General features: G+C 38.8%; 19 protein-coding genes. 11 read left to right on the top strand and 8 right to left on the bottom strand.

Annotated elements, in window-relative coordinates; all coding sequences use genetic code 11:
• Nucleotides 1-14 precede the first annotated feature (14 nt).
• Nucleotides 15-572 carry a Crp/Fnr family transcriptional regulator gene (locus ACK8HY_RS03960; RefSeq protein ID WP_416132838.1) on the bottom strand — a complete coding sequence of 186 codons (558 nt, stop codon included), beginning with the start codon at nucleotides 570-572 and terminating at the stop codon, nucleotides 15-17.
• Nucleotides 573-847: 275 nt separating this feature from the next.
• Between ACK8HY_RS03960 and ACK8HY_RS03955 the strand changes: the two genes are divergently transcribed.
• The gene (locus tag ACK8HY_RS03955) at nucleotides 848-1,792 is read left to right on the top strand and encodes an MBL fold metallo-hydrolase (RefSeq protein WP_416132837.1); all 945 of its coding nucleotides are present in this window, start codon (nucleotides 848-850) and stop codon (nucleotides 1,790-1,792) included.
• Between the two features lie 138 nt (nucleotides 1,793-1,930).
• Here ACK8HY_RS03955 and ACK8HY_RS03950 read toward each other — a convergent pair whose 3' ends face one another.
• Nucleotides 1,931-2,530 carry a nitroreductase family protein gene (locus ACK8HY_RS03950; protein ID WP_416132836.1) on the bottom strand — a complete coding sequence of 200 codons (600 nt, stop codon included), beginning with the start codon at nucleotides 2,528-2,530 and terminating at the stop codon, nucleotides 1,931-1,933.
• Nucleotides 2,531-2,672: 142 nt separating this feature from the next.
• Here ACK8HY_RS03950 and ACK8HY_RS03945 point away from each other — a divergent pair, with 142 nt between their 5' ends.
• Complete coding sequence (locus ACK8HY_RS03945) at nucleotides 2,673-2,972, top strand: winged helix-turn-helix transcriptional regulator (protein WP_217700033.1); 300 nt, start codon at nucleotides 2,673-2,675, stop codon at nucleotides 2,970-2,972.
• 139 nt (nucleotides 2,973-3,111) lie between these two features.
• On the opposite strand, the gene ACK8HY_RS03940 is transcribed toward ACK8HY_RS03945, so the two are convergent.
• Nucleotides 3,112-4,020 (bottom strand): NAD(P)/FAD-dependent oxidoreductase, encoded by a 909-nt coding sequence (locus ACK8HY_RS03940; protein WP_416132835.1) that lies wholly within the window; start codon nucleotides 4,018-4,020, stop codon nucleotides 3,112-3,114.
• A gap of 144 nt (nucleotides 4,021-4,164) precedes the next feature.
• On the bottom strand, nucleotides 4,165-4,761 hold the full coding sequence (locus ACK8HY_RS03935) for a class I SAM-dependent methyltransferase (protein ID WP_077435119.1): 597 nt from the start codon (nucleotides 4,759-4,761) through the stop codon (nucleotides 4,165-4,167).
• Nucleotides 4,762-5,174: 413 nt separating this feature from the next.
• On the opposite strand from ACK8HY_RS03935, the gene ACK8HY_RS03930 reads away from it, so the two are divergent.
• On the top strand, nucleotides 5,175-5,837 hold the full coding sequence (locus ACK8HY_RS03930) for a DUF1349 domain-containing protein (protein WP_416132834.1): 663 nt from the start codon (nucleotides 5,175-5,177) through the stop codon (nucleotides 5,835-5,837).
• Between the two features lie 50 nt (nucleotides 5,838-5,887).
• Here the strand turns inward: ACK8HY_RS03930 and ACK8HY_RS03925 are convergent, their stop codons facing one another.
• The 3 genes from ACK8HY_RS03925 to ACK8HY_RS03915 all read right to left on the bottom strand — a co-directional run bounded on the left by ACK8HY_RS03925 (nucleotide 5,888) and on the right by ACK8HY_RS03915 (nucleotide 10,281).
• Nucleotides 5,888-6,673: a response regulator transcription factor gene (locus tag ACK8HY_RS03925; RefSeq protein ID WP_416132833.1), complete on the bottom strand. Its 786-nt coding sequence runs from the start codon at nucleotides 6,671-6,673 to the stop codon at nucleotides 5,888-5,890.
• 102 nt (nucleotides 6,674-6,775) lie between these two features.
• Entirely contained in the window at nucleotides 6,776-9,331 is a 2,556-nt protein-coding gene (locus tag ACK8HY_RS03920) for a BamA/TamA family outer membrane protein (protein ID WP_416132832.1), read from the bottom strand.
• A gap of 500 nt (nucleotides 9,332-9,831) precedes the next feature.
• A complete protein-coding gene (locus ACK8HY_RS03915) occupies nucleotides 9,832-10,281 on the bottom strand; it encodes a DUF1572 family protein (protein WP_416132831.1) in 450 nt (149 codons plus the stop codon).
• A 563-nt stretch (nucleotides 10,282-10,844) separates the two neighbouring features.
• On the opposite strand from ACK8HY_RS03915, the gene ACK8HY_RS03910 reads away from it, so the two are divergent.
• The 6 genes from ACK8HY_RS03910 to ACK8HY_RS03885 all read left to right on the top strand — a co-directional run bounded on the left by ACK8HY_RS03910 (nucleotide 10,845) and on the right by ACK8HY_RS03885 (nucleotide 19,582).
• The gene (locus ACK8HY_RS03910; protein WP_416132830.1) at nucleotides 10,845-12,146 is read left to right on the top strand and encodes an ATP-binding protein; all 1,302 of its coding nucleotides are present in this window, start codon (nucleotides 10,845-10,847) and stop codon (nucleotides 12,144-12,146) included.
• A gap of 104 nt (nucleotides 12,147-12,250) precedes the next feature.
• A complete protein-coding gene (locus tag ACK8HY_RS03905; RefSeq protein WP_077435134.1) occupies nucleotides 12,251-12,850 on the top strand; it encodes a TetR/AcrR family transcriptional regulator in 600 nt (199 codons plus the stop codon).
• Nucleotides 12,851-12,928: 78 nt separating this feature from the next.
• Complete coding sequence (locus ACK8HY_RS03900) at nucleotides 12,929-14,125, top strand: efflux RND transporter periplasmic adaptor subunit (protein WP_077435136.1); 1,197 nt, start codon at nucleotides 12,929-12,931, stop codon at nucleotides 14,123-14,125.
• 19 nt (nucleotides 14,126-14,144) lie between these two features.
• Entirely contained in the window at nucleotides 14,145-17,333 is a 3,189-nt protein-coding gene (locus ACK8HY_RS03895; RefSeq protein WP_416132829.1) for an efflux RND transporter permease subunit, read from the top strand.
• A gap of 24 nt (nucleotides 17,334-17,357) precedes the next feature.
• A complete protein-coding gene (locus tag ACK8HY_RS03890) occupies nucleotides 17,358-18,785 on the top strand; it encodes an efflux transporter outer membrane subunit (protein ID WP_077435929.1) in 1,428 nt (475 codons plus the stop codon).
• A gap of 314 nt (nucleotides 18,786-19,099) precedes the next feature.
• Nucleotides 19,100-19,582: a DUF4822 domain-containing protein gene (locus tag ACK8HY_RS03885; protein ID WP_416132828.1), complete on the top strand. Its 483-nt coding sequence runs from the start codon at nucleotides 19,100-19,102 to the stop codon at nucleotides 19,580-19,582.
• A gap of 119 nt (nucleotides 19,583-19,701) precedes the next feature.
• Here the strand turns inward: ACK8HY_RS03885 and ACK8HY_RS03880 are convergent, their stop codons facing one another.
• Entirely contained in the window at nucleotides 19,702-20,460 is a 759-nt protein-coding gene (locus ACK8HY_RS03880) for an MBL fold metallo-hydrolase (RefSeq protein ID WP_077435930.1), read from the bottom strand.
• A 257-nt stretch (nucleotides 20,461-20,717) separates the two neighbouring features.
• Here ACK8HY_RS03880 and ACK8HY_RS03875 point away from each other — a divergent pair, with 257 nt between their 5' ends.
• Both ACK8HY_RS03875 and ACK8HY_RS03870 read left to right on the top strand, forming a co-directional pair.
• Complete coding sequence (locus ACK8HY_RS03875) at nucleotides 20,718-21,821, top strand: sensor histidine kinase (protein WP_077435140.1); 1,104 nt, start codon at nucleotides 20,718-20,720, stop codon at nucleotides 21,819-21,821.
• Nucleotides 21,818-22,579: a LytR/AlgR family response regulator transcription factor gene (locus ACK8HY_RS03870; RefSeq protein WP_077435142.1), complete on the top strand. Its 762-nt coding sequence runs from the start codon at nucleotides 21,818-21,820 to the stop codon at nucleotides 22,577-22,579. The genes ACK8HY_RS03875 and ACK8HY_RS03870 overlap by 4 nt, the downstream gene beginning before the upstream one ends.
• The last annotated feature ends 22 nt before the right edge of the window (nucleotides 22,580-22,601 follow it).

The following is a 22,601-nucleotide window of genomic DNA, read 5'->3' as shown; positions in this document are numbered from 1 at the left end:
ATCAAAATCGTTCCTTATCGTCTGATCCGGCTCAAAGTCTCCTGTGTAATGCCCAGATAGGATGCAATGTGACCGAGGTTGACCCGATTTAGCAAATTTGGTTGCAACTTGATAAGTGACTGGTAACGTTCTATAGCAGATTCGGTATGCAATGAGATAATACGTTCCTCGAGGACGATACATACCTCCTCTGCGATTTTTCTTCCGATAAGGTTTAACTCCGGATATTTACGATAGAGTTCATTCAGATCATCCACAGCAATTGCATAGACCTCCGAATCTTCAAGAAACTGAATATTCTCAAAGGAAGGTTTTTCAGTATATACAGGTAATATCGATCCAAAAATTTGATTTTCTTCACCAAACCAGCTGTTGAGTTTCCGCCCGTTTTTAAAGAAATAAGCACGAATGAGACCTTTACTTAGTACAAAATAACTGGATACATGCTGGCCCTCTTTTAAAAAATGTTCTCCCTTACGCTTCGAAAAATAGTTGATCCTTTGTTCGATCTCTTTTTCGGCTGCTTCATTGAGATGCCCGTATCTTCTGAGTTGCTGGATTAATGGATTCATGACTTACTATAGACTAATGGATCTGAAGATACAAAACTCTCAAAAAAACGGTGAAAGATATGATAAAAAAGTCTGGTGTACTGTATCTTTGTTTAAACGGAAATCCTATCAATTAAAATTAATCCGTTTGGAAAAAAGCAGTACAAAAATCTATACATCGAAACATCGCGTTGAAGAATTCAAGTTGGGATCCGTTATCGCTTCAATCAATAAGTAAAAAATAATGTAAATTTGACCCATCCTCATTTAAGGATGGGTTTTTAGTTTAATATGGTATGAAAAAAATATTCTTTTCTTTTGTCGCGCTCATCGCATGTATTTCCTCCCAAGCGCAACATTTTGACTTAATCCCCTTAGGTATATATGGTGGTGAACAAGAGGATAATCTATCGGCCTATCTGGTCGGAACTCCAAATGACACTGCATTTCTCTGTCTTGATGCCGGTACAATAAATACCGGGATACGAAAGGCCATTCAGCAGAAAAGTCTTCATGGAACAGAAGAAACTATATTACACAATCAAATAAAAGGGTATTTTATTTCTCATGGTCATTTAGACCATCTATCCGGTCTGATTATCAATTCTCCGGCGGATAGCAAAAAGAATATTTTTGCTCTTGCTCCTGTACTTCAAATTTTGCAAAACCATTATTTTATAAACGATACCTGGATTAATTTTGCTGATCAGGGTCAAAAACCAATTCTTGGAAAATATCATTACAGTGAATTGCAAGAAGGAATAGAACTTGCGGCACAAAATACCCCTTTCTTCCTGACGGCATACGAATTAAGCCATGTAAATCCATATAAAAGCAGTGCGGTGCTGCTGCGCCACCATGATCATTATCTGCTTTATCTCGGAGATACAGGTGCTGACCGGGTTGAAAAGGCTGACCGAATTGACAATCTTTGGAACAATATTGCTCCATTGGTCAGAAAAGGTCAATTAAACACGATATTAATTGAGGTGTCTTTTCCCAATAGTCAAGCCGAGAACCTGCTGTTCGGTCATCTTACCCCTAATCTGTTATTAGAGGAGTTAAACAAACTAAAAGATAAGATCGGACAAAATGATTTAAAAGCATTAAACATTGTGGTCACTCACCGAAAACCAACAAGAGATAATCCAGAAATCATAAAAAAGGAGCTCCTAGAGAACAATCCTTTAAAAGTAAATTATATTTTTCCTGAGCAAGGAAAAAAGATTAGTCTACCTTAACCATATCTGATAACAGGATGTATCAAAGTGCTATTCCCCTAAAATTGAATTGCTAAAAGAAGGCAGTCGAGGTTACGAACAAAATTAAAAAACAATAGGGACGATCGATTTTTTTGGCCGCCCCTATTATTGAAAGAACTATATGGACTGAATAATATCCGCCATATTCAAACGTGACTTAGCTGTTATACTTGGTTGATTTGAATCCTCCGCATTGCGATAGCCAATGGCGACGGCAAATAAGGTATGGTATTGCTCAAGTCCCAAAATTTGATCATAACGATCATTCTCAATTCCCTCCATTGGTGTTGCATCGATATTATTTGACGCACAGGCCGCAAGAAAAAATCCCAAAGAAAGATACACCTGCTGTTTCATCCAAGATTGCACATGTTGTTCTCCCTGTGATTTTAAAAAACGATGGTAATAATTTATCGATCCCTCGGGAAGCGTGCTGTTGATCTGCTCCTCGAATCGCTGCACATCGTAAAGAGCACTAAAGACGACAAGATGACTTGCCTCATTAATTTTCTCTGCATTCCAATAGGATGCTTCAGCTAATTTTGTTTTTGTCTCTCCATCTGAAATGAAGAAAAACTTCCAGGGTTGGCTATTGATAGATGATGGACTCAAGCGAAGTATTTCCTTTAGCTCAGCAATCTTGTCCGCTGAAATTCTTTCTGTTGAATTATACTTTTTTGTTGTATAACGTTGTTTTGCTGTTTCTATAAATGCCATAACATACAATTTTAAATTAACTATATTTTTTATAGTTGCAAACTTAAATATAGTGTTATATATTTGCAATAACGGTCAAAGTTGATAGTAACAGATGTATTTGATAGACAACAAACAATACCCATGCAGTACCAGCCTGACAATGAAATACATAGGCGGAAAATGGAAAGCAGTCATACTCATTCATTTAATTGAAAAAAAACGTTATAATGAGCTTAGAAAAGAATGTCCAATGATTACCGAACGTACATTGAGCCTACAGCTGAAGGAGCTGGAAGCTGACGGTTTAGTTACGAGGACAGTACACACAGACAAAGCGCCATTAAAGGTCGATTATGAACTTACGGATTTTGGCAGGACACTTATTCCTCTATTGGAATCTATTGCATTATGGGGCAGGGAAACGGCAAGTAGAACCGGAACCGTTCAACAGGTTAAATAGAATCCAGGTAATAGCTGTACTTATCTAAAAAAAAGTAGGCCCTCTGTTCATAAGAGTCTTCATTCGGAAGCGTCTATCCCGATCGCTTCCGAATGAAGTTGAGATTAAATTTGTTGTGCGGCAATATTTCAAATCTACATCAGAAGTTTTCTTCAACCAATTCTTTATTAACCATTGCTCCAGCTAAATTTCCCGCTGCTACAGCATTAGCAACAGACCGCATCATGCTCGCATTATCGCCGCATGCAAAAATCCCTTTAATAGTTGTCTTCTGAAAATTGTCAACGACAATGTGCCCTTGTTCAGTCAGGTCACAGCCCAACTCAACAGGAATACTTGAATGCTGCCTAAAAGGGATTGCTGCATATACGGCATTAAATGCTATTGCTTTGTTGTCCTTGAAAATCACTTTTTCCACCCAGCCATTCTTGTGCTGGATTTTACTAACCGGTTCATCTATGACAGTTACACCGTGCTTCTTCAATTTTGCAGTCTGCTCCGCACTGAAATTTGCTTCTCCAGAAGTCAGTATTGTCAGATCGGTGGAGAGATTGTTGACTAAAGATGCCAAATGTAAAGCCCGTTCACCGTTAGCCATAATTGCTGTTTTCTTGCCCCTGAATTCATATCCATGGCAGTATGGACAATGGATAACCGAAATCCCCCAACAGGCCGAAAAACCTTGGATACCTGGCATGATATCTTCTACCCCAGTCGCAAAAATCAACTTTTTTGCACTAAATAGTTCACCATTTTCAGTATTGATTTCAAAGCCATTGCTTGTTTTCTTTCCACTTAAAGCAAGTCCTTTCTGGAATCTTACTGTTGGATAATTTAATACCTGCTCTTTCGCTTTTTTAGCAATAACCGATGGTTTTTCGCCATCATGAGTTATGAAATTATGCGAATGCGGTGTCTGTCTATTACATGGTAGACCACTATCAATAATAAGCACCTGACGTAGTGATCGCCCCAGTGCCATTGCTGCCGAAAGTCCCGCATAACTTCCTCCAATAATGATGACATCAAAATTTTTATCGTCTTTCATCTTTATAAATTTGATTTTAAATGCTGATGATACTGGCAGATTTATGGACCTGTAAGTAAGAGGTTTTCGTCTCCCGAACGTATTCATTCCAACAGGTGAATTAAATAAATCACAATAGTTTCATCTATGATTTTCTTGTTTATTCTATTTTTTACAAATGATCAAATAAAAAGGATAATTCTCTTCAACTTCCTTAATTTCAATCAACCCATATTTTTCGAACTCTGACCGAATAGACTCCAAGTCATAAAAGAACATGCTAACACCTCCAAACATTTCAAAACGATCGGTGCCTATGGCAGCCCCCTGCCCATAAATATTCGCCTGTTTTGACACGGTCGTAAAGATCATGTAACCATCGTCGGATAACTGCTCGTAACAGTCATGTATAAATTTCGCCCGCTCCTCAGTTCCCAGAAGATGTATAAGTCCGTAACAGAATATACCACCATATTTTTTGGTATCAAATGGCATATCTACGACCGAACCATGATGTATGATCGTCTGACTTCCAACATATTTTCGGGCGATTTCAATTGCTGTATTGGACAACTCAATTCCGGTAACAGCTATTCCATGATCAAGAAATACATGACCATTTCGCCCATAGCCAAAGCCCGGAATAAGGATTTCCTTTATATTTTCTGCTATAAAGAAATCTTTCGCCAGATGTGCTGAATGAGCAGGACTACCGCCCCACATCTCCCCTTTTTCTATAAAATTACGTTCCCAAAACTCCATATCTGTAGGCTTTTACTTTAAGTATACGGTCTATTTTTTTATTGAATTCTGCCTCCGATAAACTCTTTAATTTCAATAATGATAGAACGAAGGTAAGATATTTTATTATTGCAACTATGTAGCAACATTATTAAATGCAATTAAATTGCAAATAAATTACATTTAAAGATCGCTGTTCACATAATGGTTATTTATCAGTATTGAAAAAGACAGCATGCCAACGATATCTTTGCCTTTAGAAAAAAGAATACACCTCTTGCTAAAAAGATTATAATGAAACCATCATGATTTATTCAAACCGAGTCAACCGAACGATTGAGCTTATGAATACCCATGAGATCAACACTTATACCGCCAAAGGCAGCGTGAATGCCTTAATCTAAAAATAATTGATGAACAAATAATTTATACAAATGAAAAAAATAAAGACGCTTTTTGCGGCCTCATTACTTCCTTTCTTCGCTACACATACCTCTGCACAACAATTGGACAAGATGACCTGGTTTAACGAACCTACTGAATGGACAGTCAGTAACAACTCTCTTTCCATGTTTGTCACACCCAAGAGCGACTACTGGCGAATATCACATTATGGATTTACAGTAGATGACGCACCATTTTTCTACACGGAGAGAGGGGGTGAATTTGAGGTGAAGGTTAAAATTTCGGCCAAATATAAAAATCGTTTTGATCAAGCAGGCATCATGCTGCGTATAGATCATGAAAATTATATAAAAGCGGGAATAGAATTTGTCGATGGCAAGTACAACCTGAGTACTGTCGTCACGCATCGAACCAGCGACTGGAGCATCGTACCAATAGATAAAGAAATCCCTTTTATATGGATAAAAGCAATTCGAAGATTAGATGCTGTAGAATTCTTTTATTCTTTTGATGACAAGGAATATGTGATGATGAGAAATGCCTGGTTACAAGATAATCATCCTATCATGGTCGGTTTGATGGGTGCATCCCCGGATGGTGATGGCTTCCAGGCTAAGTTTGAACACTTTGGGATCAAACATTTTCCAGACCAGCGTCGAACCAAATGGCTAAAAGAAAATAATTCCAATTAAGCAACTTAATTTCAGGTCTGTCAAAAGCTAGTCTTTTGACAGATTCTTTACTATAGCGAAGTATCATCTTGGTCATACATTTTATTGTATATACTGATCGCTTCATGCGAGTTGCGCACTCGTAGTTTTTGCAGAATATTCTGTCGGTGCCGATTGACGGTATTAACGCTCAAAGCTAGCTTCTCGGCAATTTCTTTACTGCTCATACCTGCTCTAATACAGCGCAAAACCTCCTTCTCCCGCACACTCATGACATCCTTCATCTCCTGTTTATCAAGCGGAAAAACTTCGCCGCTGAACTGATTAAAAATATAGTTTTTCTTACTTTGACGATCTTCTCGATCAGGCATTAACGTATAGCAGCATAATGCCAGTTGCGGAAATTCTTGACCGGGAGTATCCAAATAGATAATTTGATGTGACATCAACATAATTTGCCCATCTTTTCCTTCTACGCGGAGTACACTATTTGCCTGATATCGAAAACGCTCTTTCGGTTCGGTTTTCTTGACCAGTTCAAGAAACTGCAGTTCAAGTGCATGTTTTACAGCTAGATCTTCAGGGTGTACGCGCTCTAGGAGAAAATCCTCCCATATACTATTGATCTCCAATTTTCTTTTAGCTGAACTCAAATGTAAACGTTCAGCAATCTCGCCCATAAAGGTAAAACTCCAATTGGCTGTCAGATCACTCAATACCACAACGCCGTTATGGATGTCGGTATATGTTTTGGCATATTGCTTATAGTATTTCAAGACAGATAGGTCTACACTTGTATTTCGCAGTCCTTTACCAGCAAGATTTTTATTTAGTGTCTTTTTTAAATCCGATCCCATAGTTAAATATTCGCAAGTTCATGGACATCCCCGGACCATTTTTAATTTATATACAACCTGACCGGACTTTTCGCAGCTCTCCCGTTAGGCAAACATTTACGCTTAAAAAGAAAGACCGATCCGAATATAAGGCAAAGTCGCCTCTTTGCTAAAACCCAGCACTCCTTGAATCGTTAGAAGCTCTCCCGGCATAAAATAAATTCCTCCGCCATAGCCCATATGCCATGTATCTGAACTTTCCGCTGTCATCCAAACCCGCCCAACATCGTAGAAACCAATCGCTCCTACCGTTCCCGGAACAAGATAGGATGAATAATTGAATAGTTTCAATCGCATGTCAAAATTATTATATACAGCTGTTTTCCCCGTAAAGCGTCTTGAATTATATCCACGCAGGCTCATCTCACCACCGATCTGTGCGTGCTGATAAAAATATGGATCTCCCCAAACAGCATCTATCCCCGTCCTATTCGCAAATGTGATGTAGTCATTGGCAATTGTTTTATAAAAACTCATCGCATGCTGTAGCTTTGTATATTTCCGTGTCTCACCACCAATCTCAGCATTCCACCCTATTCTGGTATGGATATGTATACCTGATTTTGGATTTGCAGCGTTATCACGTGTATCATAATCAATTCCCCCAGTAATTCCTGTAAAAAAATTGCTCCCATAAATAGGTTCAGAAGGAAACTTAGTATTAAACTCCTCAAAGTATTTTCCAGTATTATTAGACTCTTTACTGTTGTAATACTCAGAAGACGAACCATAAAATAATTTCAGTTTAGTATCTAGATACTTTTCCAGAAAAATATCGCCACTTACGATATCAAATCTATTTCGATAGTAAGAAATACTCCTTGATTCCGATTTTTCAAACAAGCTGTTGTTTCCATAACCAAAAAAATTGCTCAGATTCCTAGGGCCAAGTGATGAAAGGTGAATAGAAAGATCCTGATCTGCAATCAGTTTCTTAAAGTGACCTTTGTAATCAAACATAAATGATTCGCGTCCTGTTAAATAACTGGCCATAAACTGGTGCCGATAAGCATAAGGTTTCTTCCTAAACCCTTGATTTTCTATCAGGTATCCTAACCCAAAAATCAGACCGCGGTCAACACCATAATCCAGATTGACCACAACTCCTTTACGATCGTATACAAAATTATCGTACTCAAATTGGTGAATAGCGGTATCTGCGCTCAATTTTAGTCGTACATTTTTATCAACCTGAATGTTGGAAGGCTGTTGATTTTTAGAATCATAAATATAAACCGTACGGCCATTGACAAATTTATCAGAAGTACGATATAGATCTTCACCTTTTCCACCTATTAAACGAAGTTTGATAGGAGATCGGCCCGATCCATGGATTTTATATTCATCCGAGCCTGAAATCCCATAGATTCTGATTTCCTCGGTTTGACTGGGTAAAAAAGTACGTTTTATAAGCTTTCGACCCTCAGTACCATCCTTTTTCTTATTGTGTATATTGACCGATACAGAACCGTCTTTATTGTAATCGATATCAACGAATTCAGATTTGGCAGATAAGGGCAAATCAACAACACGGGCAAGAAAACGGTAATAGGTTAACCCACTCTCCATGAGATCGTCCCTTCTGGATCGAATATTTGTTTCCAGTTCATTCGCACTTAATTTTACGATAGTATCAGGCATAGTGAGCATAGCCTGATGAATCAGCGAATCGGCAAGTGTTTTCTGAACAAATTTTATTTCATCGATCCATTCGTCTTCTGTAAGATGGGTAAGAAAAAAGTGATCAAAATGACGTGCGTTAAAATTCCAATGAGCCACATTACGTATATGTGGGCTAAAGGGTTGTAAGTGGGCCTTTAACCATTGATAGGAAAGTAAAGTCGGAAACAGACCTGAGGTCTTATAATAAACCTTATCCCGATCACGTGGTACAGGGGTATAAATCTTTTTGCCCTTCTCTTTTTCGGGATCCCATCGCCAATTATCTTCATGACGGTCCCAATCCCCTAATGTAAAATCGAGTAATCGTGACCTTAAAGTTAGTTTTTGATCAATCTGGGTATCATTATCTTCCAGTACCTTTCGGATGACTTTTGCACTATTATCTGTCTTTTGGTCTTCAAAAGGTGTACGTGCCTCAAACATATAAGGTCTATTTTTAAAGACCTCGCGATACTCGCCAAATCCAGGATCATCACCAACAAAAACGAGTTCTGGAGATGCATGTGGAATACCTAAGGCCTTATTAAATGTCGGAACAGTCAGAGCACCAAATGGATGTTGTATCGATATTTGATCCTGAACGATATCTTTTGCAAATGTTTTTCGAAGACTTTCCGGAAGACTGCGTTCCGGATATTTCTGTATAGACCTGAGCACCCATTCTCTACCAGAAGGATCGGCCATCCGAAGTGATTGGGTCTGCATCCCCCCGCCCAGTTTAATAATATGAAGTCCCCCTTTTTCAGTTTGAAGATCCATAACACGCATTTTTACAGGCGTATTATATAATTTACGGTAGCTATCGCCCAACCAGAAACGATGAATCAAGCCCACTCGGTCATATTCAGGTGCAATTACAGATGTAATACTGTCAATTCGTTGGCCCTGCGAATTTAACGCACAACAGCAGGCAATTAAAGTAAATATTCTTCTCATTTTATCTAAGTCGGTCTTCGGTGGAATCAACACTCAAAATAACATATGCAGGTATCTTTCCGCATTAAGCAATAGATCAATAGTTGCCTGTCCTAAATAATCAAAGTACTAACTGTCTATTCAGGCTAAAGTTCATATTTTAAAGCATGGAATCAAAAACTTTCTGTTCCTTTTTTTAGCTGAAATCCCATATTTCCATAAAATTTGTTGCTTTCTGTTCGTGGCACTTACGCGCAAACGAATACAACCTTTCATTTTTTTCACGCTACCGCCCTATTCTCCAACGTACCTACCAACAACAATATTCTTGGTCGCTTATAGAATCGTCAGCATTTCTTTCAACTTTTCGGCATCATTGATATGCTTCAACCGTACGGTCAAATAGGTCGCCTCTTTATAGTCAGTTACTTTAGCGCTTCTTATTCCCATTGTGCTATAATTTGCGTTTCGAATTTACTGCATAACAGAAAGCCCTTATAATAAGATAATCAAGCACAAAACTAATGTATATCCAGCAGACGACGATGATAATTGATCTGCCCTAGATGATAGGTTAAATGTGTCGTTAAATGCACCAATAAATACTCCGTTGTTGTCATCTCGTCAAATACCAAAATAGGATATTCTGCCGCGAGATCATCTCCTTCCAGCTTATCCAAAGACTGATCAACGACCCTGATCGTATCATCTATACCATCTAAAAGCACCGTTCTTGGAATATCCCGTAATGCAAACTCTGCCTCCCTATTTCTGATATAACCTGTTTTTCCGATCTCCGCTCCTATATACGTCTGTAAATTCCCTATCAAATGCAAGCATAAATTTCCAGCTGAATTTGCGATATTCCGATCAACAATCCAGATATTCTCTTCTTTACTATAGGATGCAATTTCTGTTTTCAATCTATTTAGATCTCGATAAAATAGACTCTTCAATGTTTTTACAAGCATAACTTAATTTCAATATTTTTCACTATAACATCCTTATCATTTTTCTCAATCAAAACTAACGCTTTCAGAATAATAATAGTTTGCATATGCAAGGAAAAAAAACTACCTCATTCCATCAAAATTCTGAAAAAGTAGGCTTAAACCTATTGACAAATATATCCAAGAAATATCCATAAGATATTGTAATTTTATTGATATTAACGAGGGTTTACGTATGCTTCCAAAGATTCCAAAAGCGACTTGGCTCATTTTTTTTATTTTAACAGTAATCATAACCATCCTATTTTCGAAATTTGACAGTCCCTCGGATGGTAATGATACGATTGGTTTTCCCTTTTATCGGTACCTGGGCGGAAGGCATTCCCCAGAACCAACGGACAGAACATATTTCAACGGCATATATCTTCTTCTGAACCTTATTATCTATTTTGGAATCTCTTATGCCTTAACTTATTTTATAAAAAAGTTTAGGAATAAAAGAGTCAACACCAAGTAGATAATCTATTGTATGAAATGTTTTATTTTTAACACCTTACATTTTAATAACAAGAATTGCTATCACCATGAAAAAAAACACGCAGATAACCAACTTGAGTATAGAATCCGCCGGTTTACCTAAAGATCCAAAACTGGTCATTGCTGAATATATATGGAACGGCTTTGACGCAAAAGCTACCGAAGTCGACATTGCAATTGATAGTAACGAGCTCGGTTATATAAACAGTATCATCATCAGCGATAATGGAGAGGGGATCGTTTTCGATACACTTCCCTATTCATTTGGTAATTTCCTCGATTCAGTAAAGAAAACTAGCATCAAGCGAAGTTCCTATACAAGAGGGAAGAAAGGAAAAGGCAGATTTTCTTTTTCATTGTTTGCGACAAGAGCGATCTGGAATACCATTGTAAGAGAAGAAGGAGTTTTAAAAACATACCGTATCCAGATCGATAGGGACAGCAAAGAACAATATGACGTTAGCGAAAGCATCCCGGTAGAAAATCAGCGCACAGGCACCCAAGTGAGATTGGAGGGAGTATTCGGGCTAAATTCATCCCATTTGGAATCCCAAGAATTTATGGATTACATGGCGCAGGAGTTTGGCTGGTTTCTTTACCTTAACCGCGACTTAGGCTATACAATACGAATTAATGGAGCACAGTTAAAATATGATCATCTGATTCAAGAAACGGATCTGCTATCTTGGACCTTATATAGTCCGGTAGGTGATTCCTCCTATACTTTTCAGGTCAATTACATTCGTTGGAACCAGCAGATCGGAGACCGCTATTACTATTATTTGCGCAATAGCGAAAAAAGAGAAGTGGCAAAAGTTCTCAGTAGCTTTAACAATAATGCAATAGATTTCCATCACTCTGTCTATGTAACATCCAACTTCTTTGACACGTTTGAACAGGAAGATATCAGCGTATCTACTGACGTAAATCTCTTCACTGGCAAAGAAAAACAAGTTGTCTACCGTAATCTGCTTGCCGAATTGCGCGATTTTCTCGATCGTAAACAGAAAAAATACGTTCGTGAAAACGCTGTTGCTGTCAAACTCAGCGAATTGGAAAAGAAAGGATTTCTACCCCATTATGACCAAACAGAAAAAGACAGGAAAAGAAAAGAAATACTGCTTGCATTGGTTCAGGAAATCTATATCATAGATCCGCGCATCTTCTTTGGAGTCAAAACCGACCTGATCCGTACCTATTTAGGTTTCTTGGATCTCCTACTCCAAACAGAGAAAAGTGCAGAGATTCTGCCCATACTCGAACAGGCAATTCCATTGTCTGACAAAGAGCGGATCCGAATAAAACAGCTCCTAATACTTCCAAATAATCTCGATAAAGGAGTCATTTAAGCAATATTGAAGTGTATTTTTATTTAATGACTTTTCTATGTCATTAAATAAAATAAAAAGTTTCAATTTTGCTTAACACTGTTAAATCATTTATGCATTAAAGCATGGGTAGTAAAGAACGTATACAACGCCTCAAGGACGAGAATAGAACAAATATTCTCGATGCAGCTCTCCAAATCGTGAAAGAAGAAGGATGGCAAGCATTGAGTATGCGTAAGATTGCGGATATTATCGAATATACCGCGCCGATGATTTATGAGTACTTCGCAAATAAAGATGCAATTTTAAACGAACTCGCCAACCAGGGTTATCTCTTACTTGCCAAAAAAGTCAGACAAGCCAAATCAACTCAGTCCGACCTGGAGAAACAATTGGAAGCAATGTGGCTAAGTTATTGGGATTTTGCATTCGAGGAGCGCGAATTATACCAGCTCATGTTTGGCGTTGGAACTGCCTGCTGTGGATTTGAAAAAACGTATAAGTGTGCAGAATCCCATGGCAAATTGATTAGTGATGTGATTCGTGAGATCATGAAGGATAAAAATCCACCGGAAGATTTGATCTGTAGAAAGTATTTTACATACTGGTCAATTATACATGGGCTGATATCAATCAACTTGGTTAACCAGGGTAATGGTGAAAATACCAACCAAGAGGTGCTAAAAGACGCAATCTACGGCATCACCCGCTCGCTTACTGACTAAATTTTTTTACAGCAAAAAATACAACGTTAAAAAATCTAACACCGTTAAATACACCAAAACTTCAATTTTTAATATCACATGAAAACAAATGTATCACAAAGTCTTAAGAAGATTTACATTCCGGCACTTAACAGTGTTAAACGAATTAATATCGTAAAGACCGCATATGTGCTTAGTGCAATCTTTTTATACAGCTGTTCAACAGGAACCAGCAAACCTATTGACCCTCCTCCTGTTAACCTTCCTGTTGTTGCCATCGAAAATGGTAACGAGACAGTCTATCAGGAATATCCAGCAACAATAGAAGCCTCGGCTAATATTGAGATCAGACCCCAGGTTGAGGGGATTTTGGAGCAGATATTTGTCGATGAGGGTGCCAAAGTCAGTAAAGGACAGGCGCTTTTTAAAATTAATGACCGGCCATACCAAGAGCAGTTGAATCAGGCCAAAGCCAATCTATTGGCGGCGAAAGCAGCATTGGAAAATGCTGAACTGGAAGTTGAAAAGAAAACGAAGTTAGTAAATACCAAAGTATTGACTGACTTTCAGTTAAAGACAGCGATCAGTGCACGTAATGCTGCAAAAGCGAATGTTCAATTGGCAGTATCCGCGGTGGAGACCGCTAAAATCAACGTAGGATACACGCTAATCCGCGCCTCAGCTGATGGATATATCGGAAGACTACAAAGAAAACAAGGTAGCTTAGTAGGACCAACAGATCCACAACCATTGACAGCATTGTCAAATGTCAGAGATCTCCATGTTTATTTCTCATTGGGAGAAAATGATTTTATTGCTTTTAAAAATAATACGGAAGGTAATAATCTTCAACAAAAATTGAACAACCTCCCTCCGATCAGTTTAGTTCTTTCCGATCAGACGATCTATGATCAAAAAGGAAAAATAGATATGGTCGATGGTCAGTTTGATAAAAACACGGGTGCGATTACCTTACGCGCAACATTCAGTAATCCTGAAGGCGTTTTGCGCAATGGAAATACCGGCCGTGTCAGACTCCCAAAGAAATATGACCAGGCTTTATTGGTACCACAACTTGCTACACTTGAAATGCAAGACAAAATCTTCGTGTATACTGTCGGAAAAGAAAATAAAGTTGTACAGCAACCCATCACCGTCATTGGAAAAAGCGGCGCAAACTATCTTGTAAGTAAGGGAATCAATGCCGGAGACCGCATTGTTTACAAGGGTATAGATTTACTTCAAGATGGACAAAAAATCACGCCACAACCTTTATCAAAAGACAGCATCAATTAATATTATAAACAACAAACTTATGCTTAAGAAATTTATAGAGAGGCCTGTACTTGCCACCGTCATTTCCATATTACTTGTAATACTGGGAGTGATTGGTATACTGAAGCTGCCCTTACAGCAGTTTCCGGATATTGCCCCTCCAGCAGTACAGGTAACAGCATTATATCCCGGTGCAAATGCCGAAACAGTACTTCGGGCCGTGGCTCCTTCCTTAGAAGAATCCATCAATGGTGTCGAAAACATGAGCTATATGAGCTCTACCGCCAGTAATGATGGTTCATTAATGATCACGGTCTATTTTAAACTTGGCACCGATCCTGACCAGGCTGCTGTCAATGTGCAGAACCGCGTGGCACAGGCTACTAGCCAACTCCCTGCCGAAGTAGTTCAGGCGGGAATTACAACGGCCAAACAACAAAATAGCTTGATCATGGTATTGGATCTATATACCGAGGACGAAGGTAAATATGATCAAACTTTTATCACCAACTACGCGCAGATTAATATCATTCCCGAGCTTAAACGTATCCCTGGAGTAGGACAAGCATTGGCTTTCGGTGGTAGTAAAGATTATTCCATGCGTGTATGGCTTAATCCAAATCAAATGGCCGCCTACAAATTAACTCCGGAAGAGGTTATGGGGGCAATTCAAGATAAAAACGTCGAAGCTGCTCCAGGAAAATTTGGGGAAAGCAGCCGTGAAGCTTTTGAATTTGTCATCAAATATAAAGGTAAGCTTAACCAACCAAGCGATTACGAAAATATCATTATACGCTCAAATACAGATGGTTCCGTCTTGAAGCTTAAAGATGTAGCTCGTGTTGAACTGGGATCCTATACCTACGCGAGCCACACCCGCATTAATGGTAAAGCCGGACTCAACATAGGGGTCATGCAACTAGCGGGGTCCAACGCCAACGAAATCCAGATTGCTATTCAGGAATTTATGGAAAAAGCTTCCTTGAGCTTTCCAAAAGGTGTAAAATATCTTGTTTTATACAATACCAAAGACGCGCTTGACCAGTCTATTGATCAGGTTAAACATACCTTGATCGAAGCTTTTATTCTGGTCTTTTTAGTTGTTTTCCTATTTCTTCAGGATTTTAGATCCACACTGATACCGGCCATTGCCGTACCTGTGGCGATTGTGGGGACATTTTTCTTCATGCAACTATTTGGTTTCTCCATCAATCTATTGACATTGTTTGCGCTTGTATTGGCAATCGGTATCGTCGTGGATGATGCGATCGTGGTGGTCGAGGCCGTACATGCCAAAATGGAACATAATAATCTCCCACCCAAATTGGCGACGACCTCTGCCATGAGTGAGATCACCGGAGCCATTATCTCCATTACCCTGGTTATGTCCGCGGTATTCCTCCCAATTGGTTTTATGGAAGGTTCGACGGGAGTTTTCTATCGACAATTTGCCTTTACACTAGCTATAGCCATTGTAATTTCAGCGATCAATGCATTGACTTTAAGTCCAGCCCTCTGTGCATTATTTTTAAAGCCTACGCATCATAACCACGACGAGACGAAGAAACTTAATTTCAAAGAACGTTTCTTCACAGGATTCAACGTTGGTTTTGACCGCCTGACGAAAAACTATTTAGGCAGCTTACGTTTTCTGATCCGTTACAAATGGGTAGCTTTTGCGGGACTGGGTATCACCTTATTGCTGACAGTTTTTATGATCCGTCGTACACCTACCGGATTTATCCCTTCCGAAGACCAAGGTTTTATCGCTATCTCACTATCGATGCCTGCTGGAGCCTCGTTGGATCGCACCTCAGGTGCTTTGGCAGAAGCTGAAAAACAGCTTCAACATGCTGATTTCACCAAGACATTAAACGTTTTGGCCGGTTTTAATATTTTAACGCAATCCACCAGTCCTTCTGCGGGCGTTGCTTTTATTCTGCTGAAACCACATGAAGAACGTGGTAATATCAAGGACATTAACGCCATTATGGCTGATGTCAACCAACGTTTGGCAAATATCAAAGGTGCGAATTTCTTTGTATTTACCTTCCCTACGGTTCCCGGATTTAGTAATGTCGATGGTCTCGATATGGTTCTTCAGGATAGAACAGGTGGACAACTTGGCAAATTCAGTACAGTAGGTCAAGGTTTTATCGGAGAGCTCATGAAACGTCCCGAAATCATGATGGCCTTTACAACCTTTAAAGCCGATTATCCGCAGTACGAACTACAGGTTGATGATATTAAAGCCGAACAACTTGGTGTTAGTACCAAGAGTATCTTACAGACTATGCAAGCCTACTTTGGTAGCGCGCAGGCGTCAGATTTTAACCGATTCGGAAAGTACTATCGTGTGATGGTCCAAGCGGATGCAAAAGATCGTAGCGAACCAACTTCTATGGACGGAATCTTTGTTAAAAACAGATTGGGCGACATGGTTCCTATCAATACGCTGGTCAAATTGGAACGTGTATACGGTCCCGAAACGGCTTCACGTTACAATCTATTCAATTCGATCGGGATAAATGCAATTCCAAAACCTGGCTATAGTTCAGGTGATGCTATCCGTGCCGTAGAAGAAGTGGCCAAACAGCATTTGCCAACTGGATTCACCTACGAATTTTCGGGTATGACGAAAGAAGAAATTGTTTCCGGAGGTCAGTCTACGCTTATTTTTATACTCTGTTTGATCTTCGTGTACTTCCTTCTTGCGGCACAATATGAGAGTTACATTATCCCATTAGCCGTTATACTTTCTATTCCAACAGGTATATTTGGTGTCTTTGCAGCAATTAGCCTCACCGATACTGCCAATAATATTTACGTTCAGGTAGCGTTGGTCATGTTGATCGGATTACTAGCGAAGAACGCTATTTTAATTGTCGAATTTGCCATTCAAGGTCGAACACAGGGACTTTCGATACCAAGCGCTGCGCTTAAAGCTGCGCGCTTACGTCTGAGACCTATTATCATGACATCCTTGGCGTTCATTGTCGGTATGATTCCCATGATGACTGCCGTAGGTCCTTCGGCACAAGGTAATCACTCGATCAGTATTGCAGCGGCCGGGGGAATGCTTAGTGGGGTTGTATTAGGGCTTTTTATTATTCCTATCCTCTTTATCGTATTCCAATTTATACAAGAGAAAGTGAGCGGTACGCCAAAAGAAAAACAGCTGGAGAATGAGCATATTTCTTTGGAAATTTCTGTGCATACAAATAACTAGTAAACAATGACAACATCGAAATATATGAATAGAAAAGTAAAGCTACTAACGGTTTTCATCTTATCTTTTGTCGCTTGGTCTTGTAAAACAGATAAATTGGTTAGCAATAAACATCTTGCCCCCAATCTGCCTGAGCAATACCGTGATCAGGGAAAAGCAACACAAGAAAACAATATCGGTTCTATTCCATGGCGTGATTTCTTTAAAGATCCTGTTTTACAAAGCTTGATCGACAGTGCAATCCAGCATAATCTGGATATGCAATTGGCACTGAAAAATATAGAGTCGTCTCAGCTGAGCCTGAAACAGGCAAAAGCGAACTATCTTCCTTCGGCGCAGTTGCAGGTCAGAGGAAATAGTACCAACCCTTCCAATAATAGCATGAACGGATTGAGCTTGAATCAATTTTTAAAACAGCATCATGTAGAAGACTACACAGCATCCATTGGTTTATCCTGGGAGGCCGATCTATGGGGGAAAATCAAGAATCAAAATGCGGCAGCGTTAGCTTCTTATCTGCAAACGGAAGAAGCAAAAAAAGTGATACAAACCCAATTGATTGCCCAAGTGGCGCAAGGTTATTATCAACTTTTGATGCTCTATCAGTTACGGGATATCGCACAGCAAAATTTACAGTTGAGCGATACCACGCTCCGTATTGTTAAGCAACAATATGAAGTTGGTGATATTACCTTGCTTGCTTTGGAACAAGTCGATGCCCAACGTCTATCCGCTGCAGCTCTTATCCCTGATTTTGAACAACAGATCCATCTTCAGGAGAATGCGATTCAAATCCTCAGTGGTAAACTCCCCGCGGAAATCAAAACACAGGAACAATTGGTCAACGTTCGTTTTCCTGAAGATCTGGCCACAGGAGTACCGGCAGATTTATTAAGCCATCGTCCGGATGTGAAACAGGCAGAGCTTGCTGTCACTGCTTCTCAGGCCTATCAAAAATCGGCTAAAGCAAGAATGTACCCTTCGCTGGTCATTAGTGCCGAGGCAGGTGTCAATGCATTTAAAGCAAGTAATTGGTTTAATCTGCCTGCATCTTTATTTGGTGCAATCACAGGAAGTATTACACAACCTATTTTTCAGCGTAGAGAGCTGAAAACGCAATATGAGCTTGCCCGTATAGAACAAGAGAAGAATGTGATGATTTTCAAGCAAAAGGTCATTTCAGCGGCCGGAGAAGTTTCCGATGCCCTGATTTCAATCCAAAAATTGAAGGAAAAGCAACAGATTACTTTGGATAGAACGACTCGTTTAAAAGAGGCTACAAAACATGCCAACCTTCTCTTTGAAACCGGTATGGCAACCTATCTGGAAGTAATCACCGCACAAAGCAATATATTGCAGAGTGAACTTGAGCTGGCTCAAGTAAAGAAAGCCGAACTTTCGGCTGTGGTAGATCTATATCGCTCCTTGGGTGGTGGATGGAGCAATAACTAATTTAAATATTTGCAATTTTTCTAATTTTATATCACATATCTGGGAGACAGGGGACCGCGAGGGTCTCCTGTCTTATTTTATAACAACAGCTTTGAAGGAATAACGCTCCCCTCCTATTTGGTTATTCTTACTCTTACTCTTACTCTTAATTAAGCATCCTTCTTAAGTATCAAAACAATAAAATAGCCTCCCTTTTTAGAAAATCTAGCATGTCATTATAGTCATTGTTATAAATCCTTCAAACCTTGGAATAAAAGGAACAAATGCAACAGTTATAATGCAATTACTTTTGTGAAACAATAAATTTAATGATTATGAAAGATTTAAAAAAGATTGCATTGGTATGTTATATTGCCATTTGTACTTTGCTGATACCCAGCTGCAGTAAGGACGATGAAGTTACACCGGAGCCTCAGCTTACACCAAGCGAGGTATTAGCTAGTACCGCTTGGGAGACAACAAACGCCAAAAATAACAAAGGTGAAAATGTGGTATTGACAGATGCCAATGTCTCAAATTTTGTAGGTTTTGCCTACTTCAAATCCAATGGTACCTTTACTATGTTCAATCTGGATGACTCTCCTAAAATGCAGGGAGACTGGTCTGTTTCAGCAGATGGGAAAACCCGGACTATCGTTGCTAAAAATGCTGCGGGAGAAACACTTTTCACACGTGTAGTTGATATTACAGTATTGACAAAACAGGAATTTACATACCGGATCTATACGAACAACGACAATAAAGCCGTTTATTTCGATATTGTCCATACACCGACAACACACAAAGAACCAAAATAATCAGCTTTTTTGATTACATGGAGACGTAACTCCACTTAAACCATAAGGATTGACAAAAGAAACATTGTCAATCCTTTTTTACAACCGGACAGCTCTCCACCTTCCTACTTATTACTATATCAGTCGGTGAAATCGTCGAATTCAGTAATATCATGATAACCGAATACCTTAACGTCAGGATTTAGGGCTATAAAGCGACGGATTTTGTCCAGCGATTCTAATCGCTTATGATTATCTTCGGCTCTACTTTCGGCCAAAATATTCACAGGATGCGTTTGGTCAGTAAGTTCTACTTTCATGTAATACGCATCTGCGACATAGAGCAATTTGACTTCAGATCCTATAGCAACTCCACAGTGTCCTAAAGTATGACCAAAGAGGGGTACGAGATACAGCGGTACCTGAACATCAATAGCTAGTTTTCTAGCCTCAAGACCATGCCACTGAAAGTCATTTTTTGTATAAGTTTTGATTATCGGCTGATGCGACAACGGCATTTCCAAATAACGTGGGTTGCCGGCCAGATAGCTTTCATACTCCTCTTTTCCAACGTGAACAGTGGCATTTGGAAAATCAGCCAAGCCTCCAATATGATCGTTATCTAAATGGGATATAACACAATCGGTGACACAAGATGGATCGAATCCTAATTTTTCAATCTGACGGATGGCCGTCAAATCCTCGTTAAAACGATAACCAACCATTTCAACAAGTTCTTTACCTATCCGTTCCATCGGATAACGGGTATCCAACAAGCCGATACCTGTATCAACTAGAACCAATCTGTCTCCTTCCTTAATTAACAAACAATGCCCACACACATTGTCGTTCACCGGCGAAACAATCCGAACACAATTTAAATGAAATAACTCAATCATAACATGCATTATTTTTTACACCGAACAATTTAATAAATTATCAGGTTAAATATTGTTATTTGATTGTAAAAGCAATTCGAATTTGGTATATTAATATGGCATGATCGGGAATCGGATGATTTATAAAATATACGATTGGGTTGTACAAATTGATATTTCAGCTTGCTCTTTGTACGTTTCAGAATAAATTTGTGATTCAATCCTTAAATGAATTGTGAAATTTGTAGTGATTTAATAGCTATATACAAGTAAAACGAATGCAGGATAAGACCATCTATAAAAATGAGAAAAATCTAATCAGTACAAACAAGAAAAGGTTATTATTTACCTTACTTTCTTTTTTTCTCATTTATCTTGTTGCCTATATTATAGATCCATTCTCAAGTTGCTGGAATGGCTATTTTCAACGGAACATGTTCGAAATATTGGGAGAATGGACATTTACCATTATTTATAGCTTCTTTATTTCAGAGTTCAGTATCATTGTCCACAAGAAATTGGATCGTGTCTTAACATGGAAAGATAACCCAGCGGAAAGGCTTCTTATTGAAACCGTCATTAATCTGATTGTGGTTCTCCTTATCAACTTATTACTGGTTTACATCATTTCCCATTATTTTGAGCTGCAAAACCTCACACTTGCAACATCTCTGGAAGAAAAAAGAGGTACTATACAGAATATTTCCATCAGTGTTATGGTCGCATTATTGATTATGGGAATCAACATTGGTATCCACCTGATCAACAATTGGAAAAATGAATCCATACGTGCAGCCAAACTAGGGCAAGTCATTCTCGAGACAGAACTTCAATCACTGAAATTACAGATTGATCCACATTTTGTCTTCAACAATTTGAGCGTGTTATCTGAAATCATTTTAGAAGATCAACAACTAGGTTATGAATATGCTGAAAATTTCTCCAAAATATATCGTTACCTTTTAGTGAATTCTAAAAAAGATGTTATTTCTCTCGAGGAGGAACTCAATTTTTTAGATTCCTATATTTTCTTAATTAAAAACAGATTTGGAGAAGGTGTTCATTTTGAAATAAATGTAGATCCTGCGAAATCCAATTATCAACTACCGCCACTCACCTTACAACTTTTAGTCGAAAATGCACTAAAACACAACCAAACCAATAAAAAACGTTCATTAAAAATTAAGGTGTATACCAATGCCCATAACCAGTTAGTTGTCGAAAATATTTTGATCCCCATCGAGAATGTCTCTGAATCATCTGGGATAGGTATTTCGAATATCATTAAGAGATATGATCTATTGTCCAACTTGCAACCTGAAATCATGAACAATGGGAAGACATTCAAAGTTAATCTACCACTTATAGAACAAAACTCATGAGTATAGCCAACGTATTGATTATTGAAGATGAAAAATTGAATGCTGATCGTCTAAAACGTCTGTTGAAGGAAATAAAACCATCTATACAGATACTGGATGTCCTGGATAATATTACGGACAGTATCAGCTGGTTTCAAAGTAACGAATCACCAGACTTGGTCATGATGGATATCCGTCTTTCTGATGGTTTAAGCTTCGAGATTCTGGAAAGCATACAAATTGACTGCCCTATTATCTTTACCACAGCCTTTGACGAATATGCCGTCAGAGCTTTCAAGTTCAATAGCATAGACTACCTACTGAAACCGGTAGAAAAAAAAGAATTAGAAAGTGCGCTGATCAAATTAGACAATCTCAAGCTTCAACAGATTAGTTCGGATCCGATTCAGGGCCTATTGGATTTTATCTATCCCAAAGATTTCAGAACCCGCTTTCTCCTCCCCTTCAAAGACGGCTATAAAACAATACAAGTGGAAGATATTCAATATTTTTACTCCGAGTTTAAGTTAACACACGCCAAATTGAAATGTGGTACCGTCGAAATTGTTCCTCAAACCTTAGAAGAGCTGGAACAGCAACTAAATCCGAAAGTTTTTTTCCGTGCTAACCGACAATTTATTATCCATATAGACGCAATAAAGAGACTTCACAACCATTTTAATGGCAAACTTAAAGTGGAAATCAAACAAAGTGAAGATGTCGAAATCCTCGTCAGCCGGGAAAAAGCACAGCTCTTAAAAAACTGGCTGGATTATTAGTAACAACGATCTATAATTCCAA

It is taken from the genome of Sphingobacterium sp. NGMCC 1.201703 (genome assembly GCF_047784615.1).
In the GTDB taxonomy this organism is placed as follows: Bacteria; Bacteroidota; Bacteroidia; order Sphingobacteriales; family Sphingobacteriaceae; genus Sphingobacterium.
Note: the sequence above shows the minus strand (reverse complement) of the source record. Positions and strands in the feature narration are given on the sequence as shown.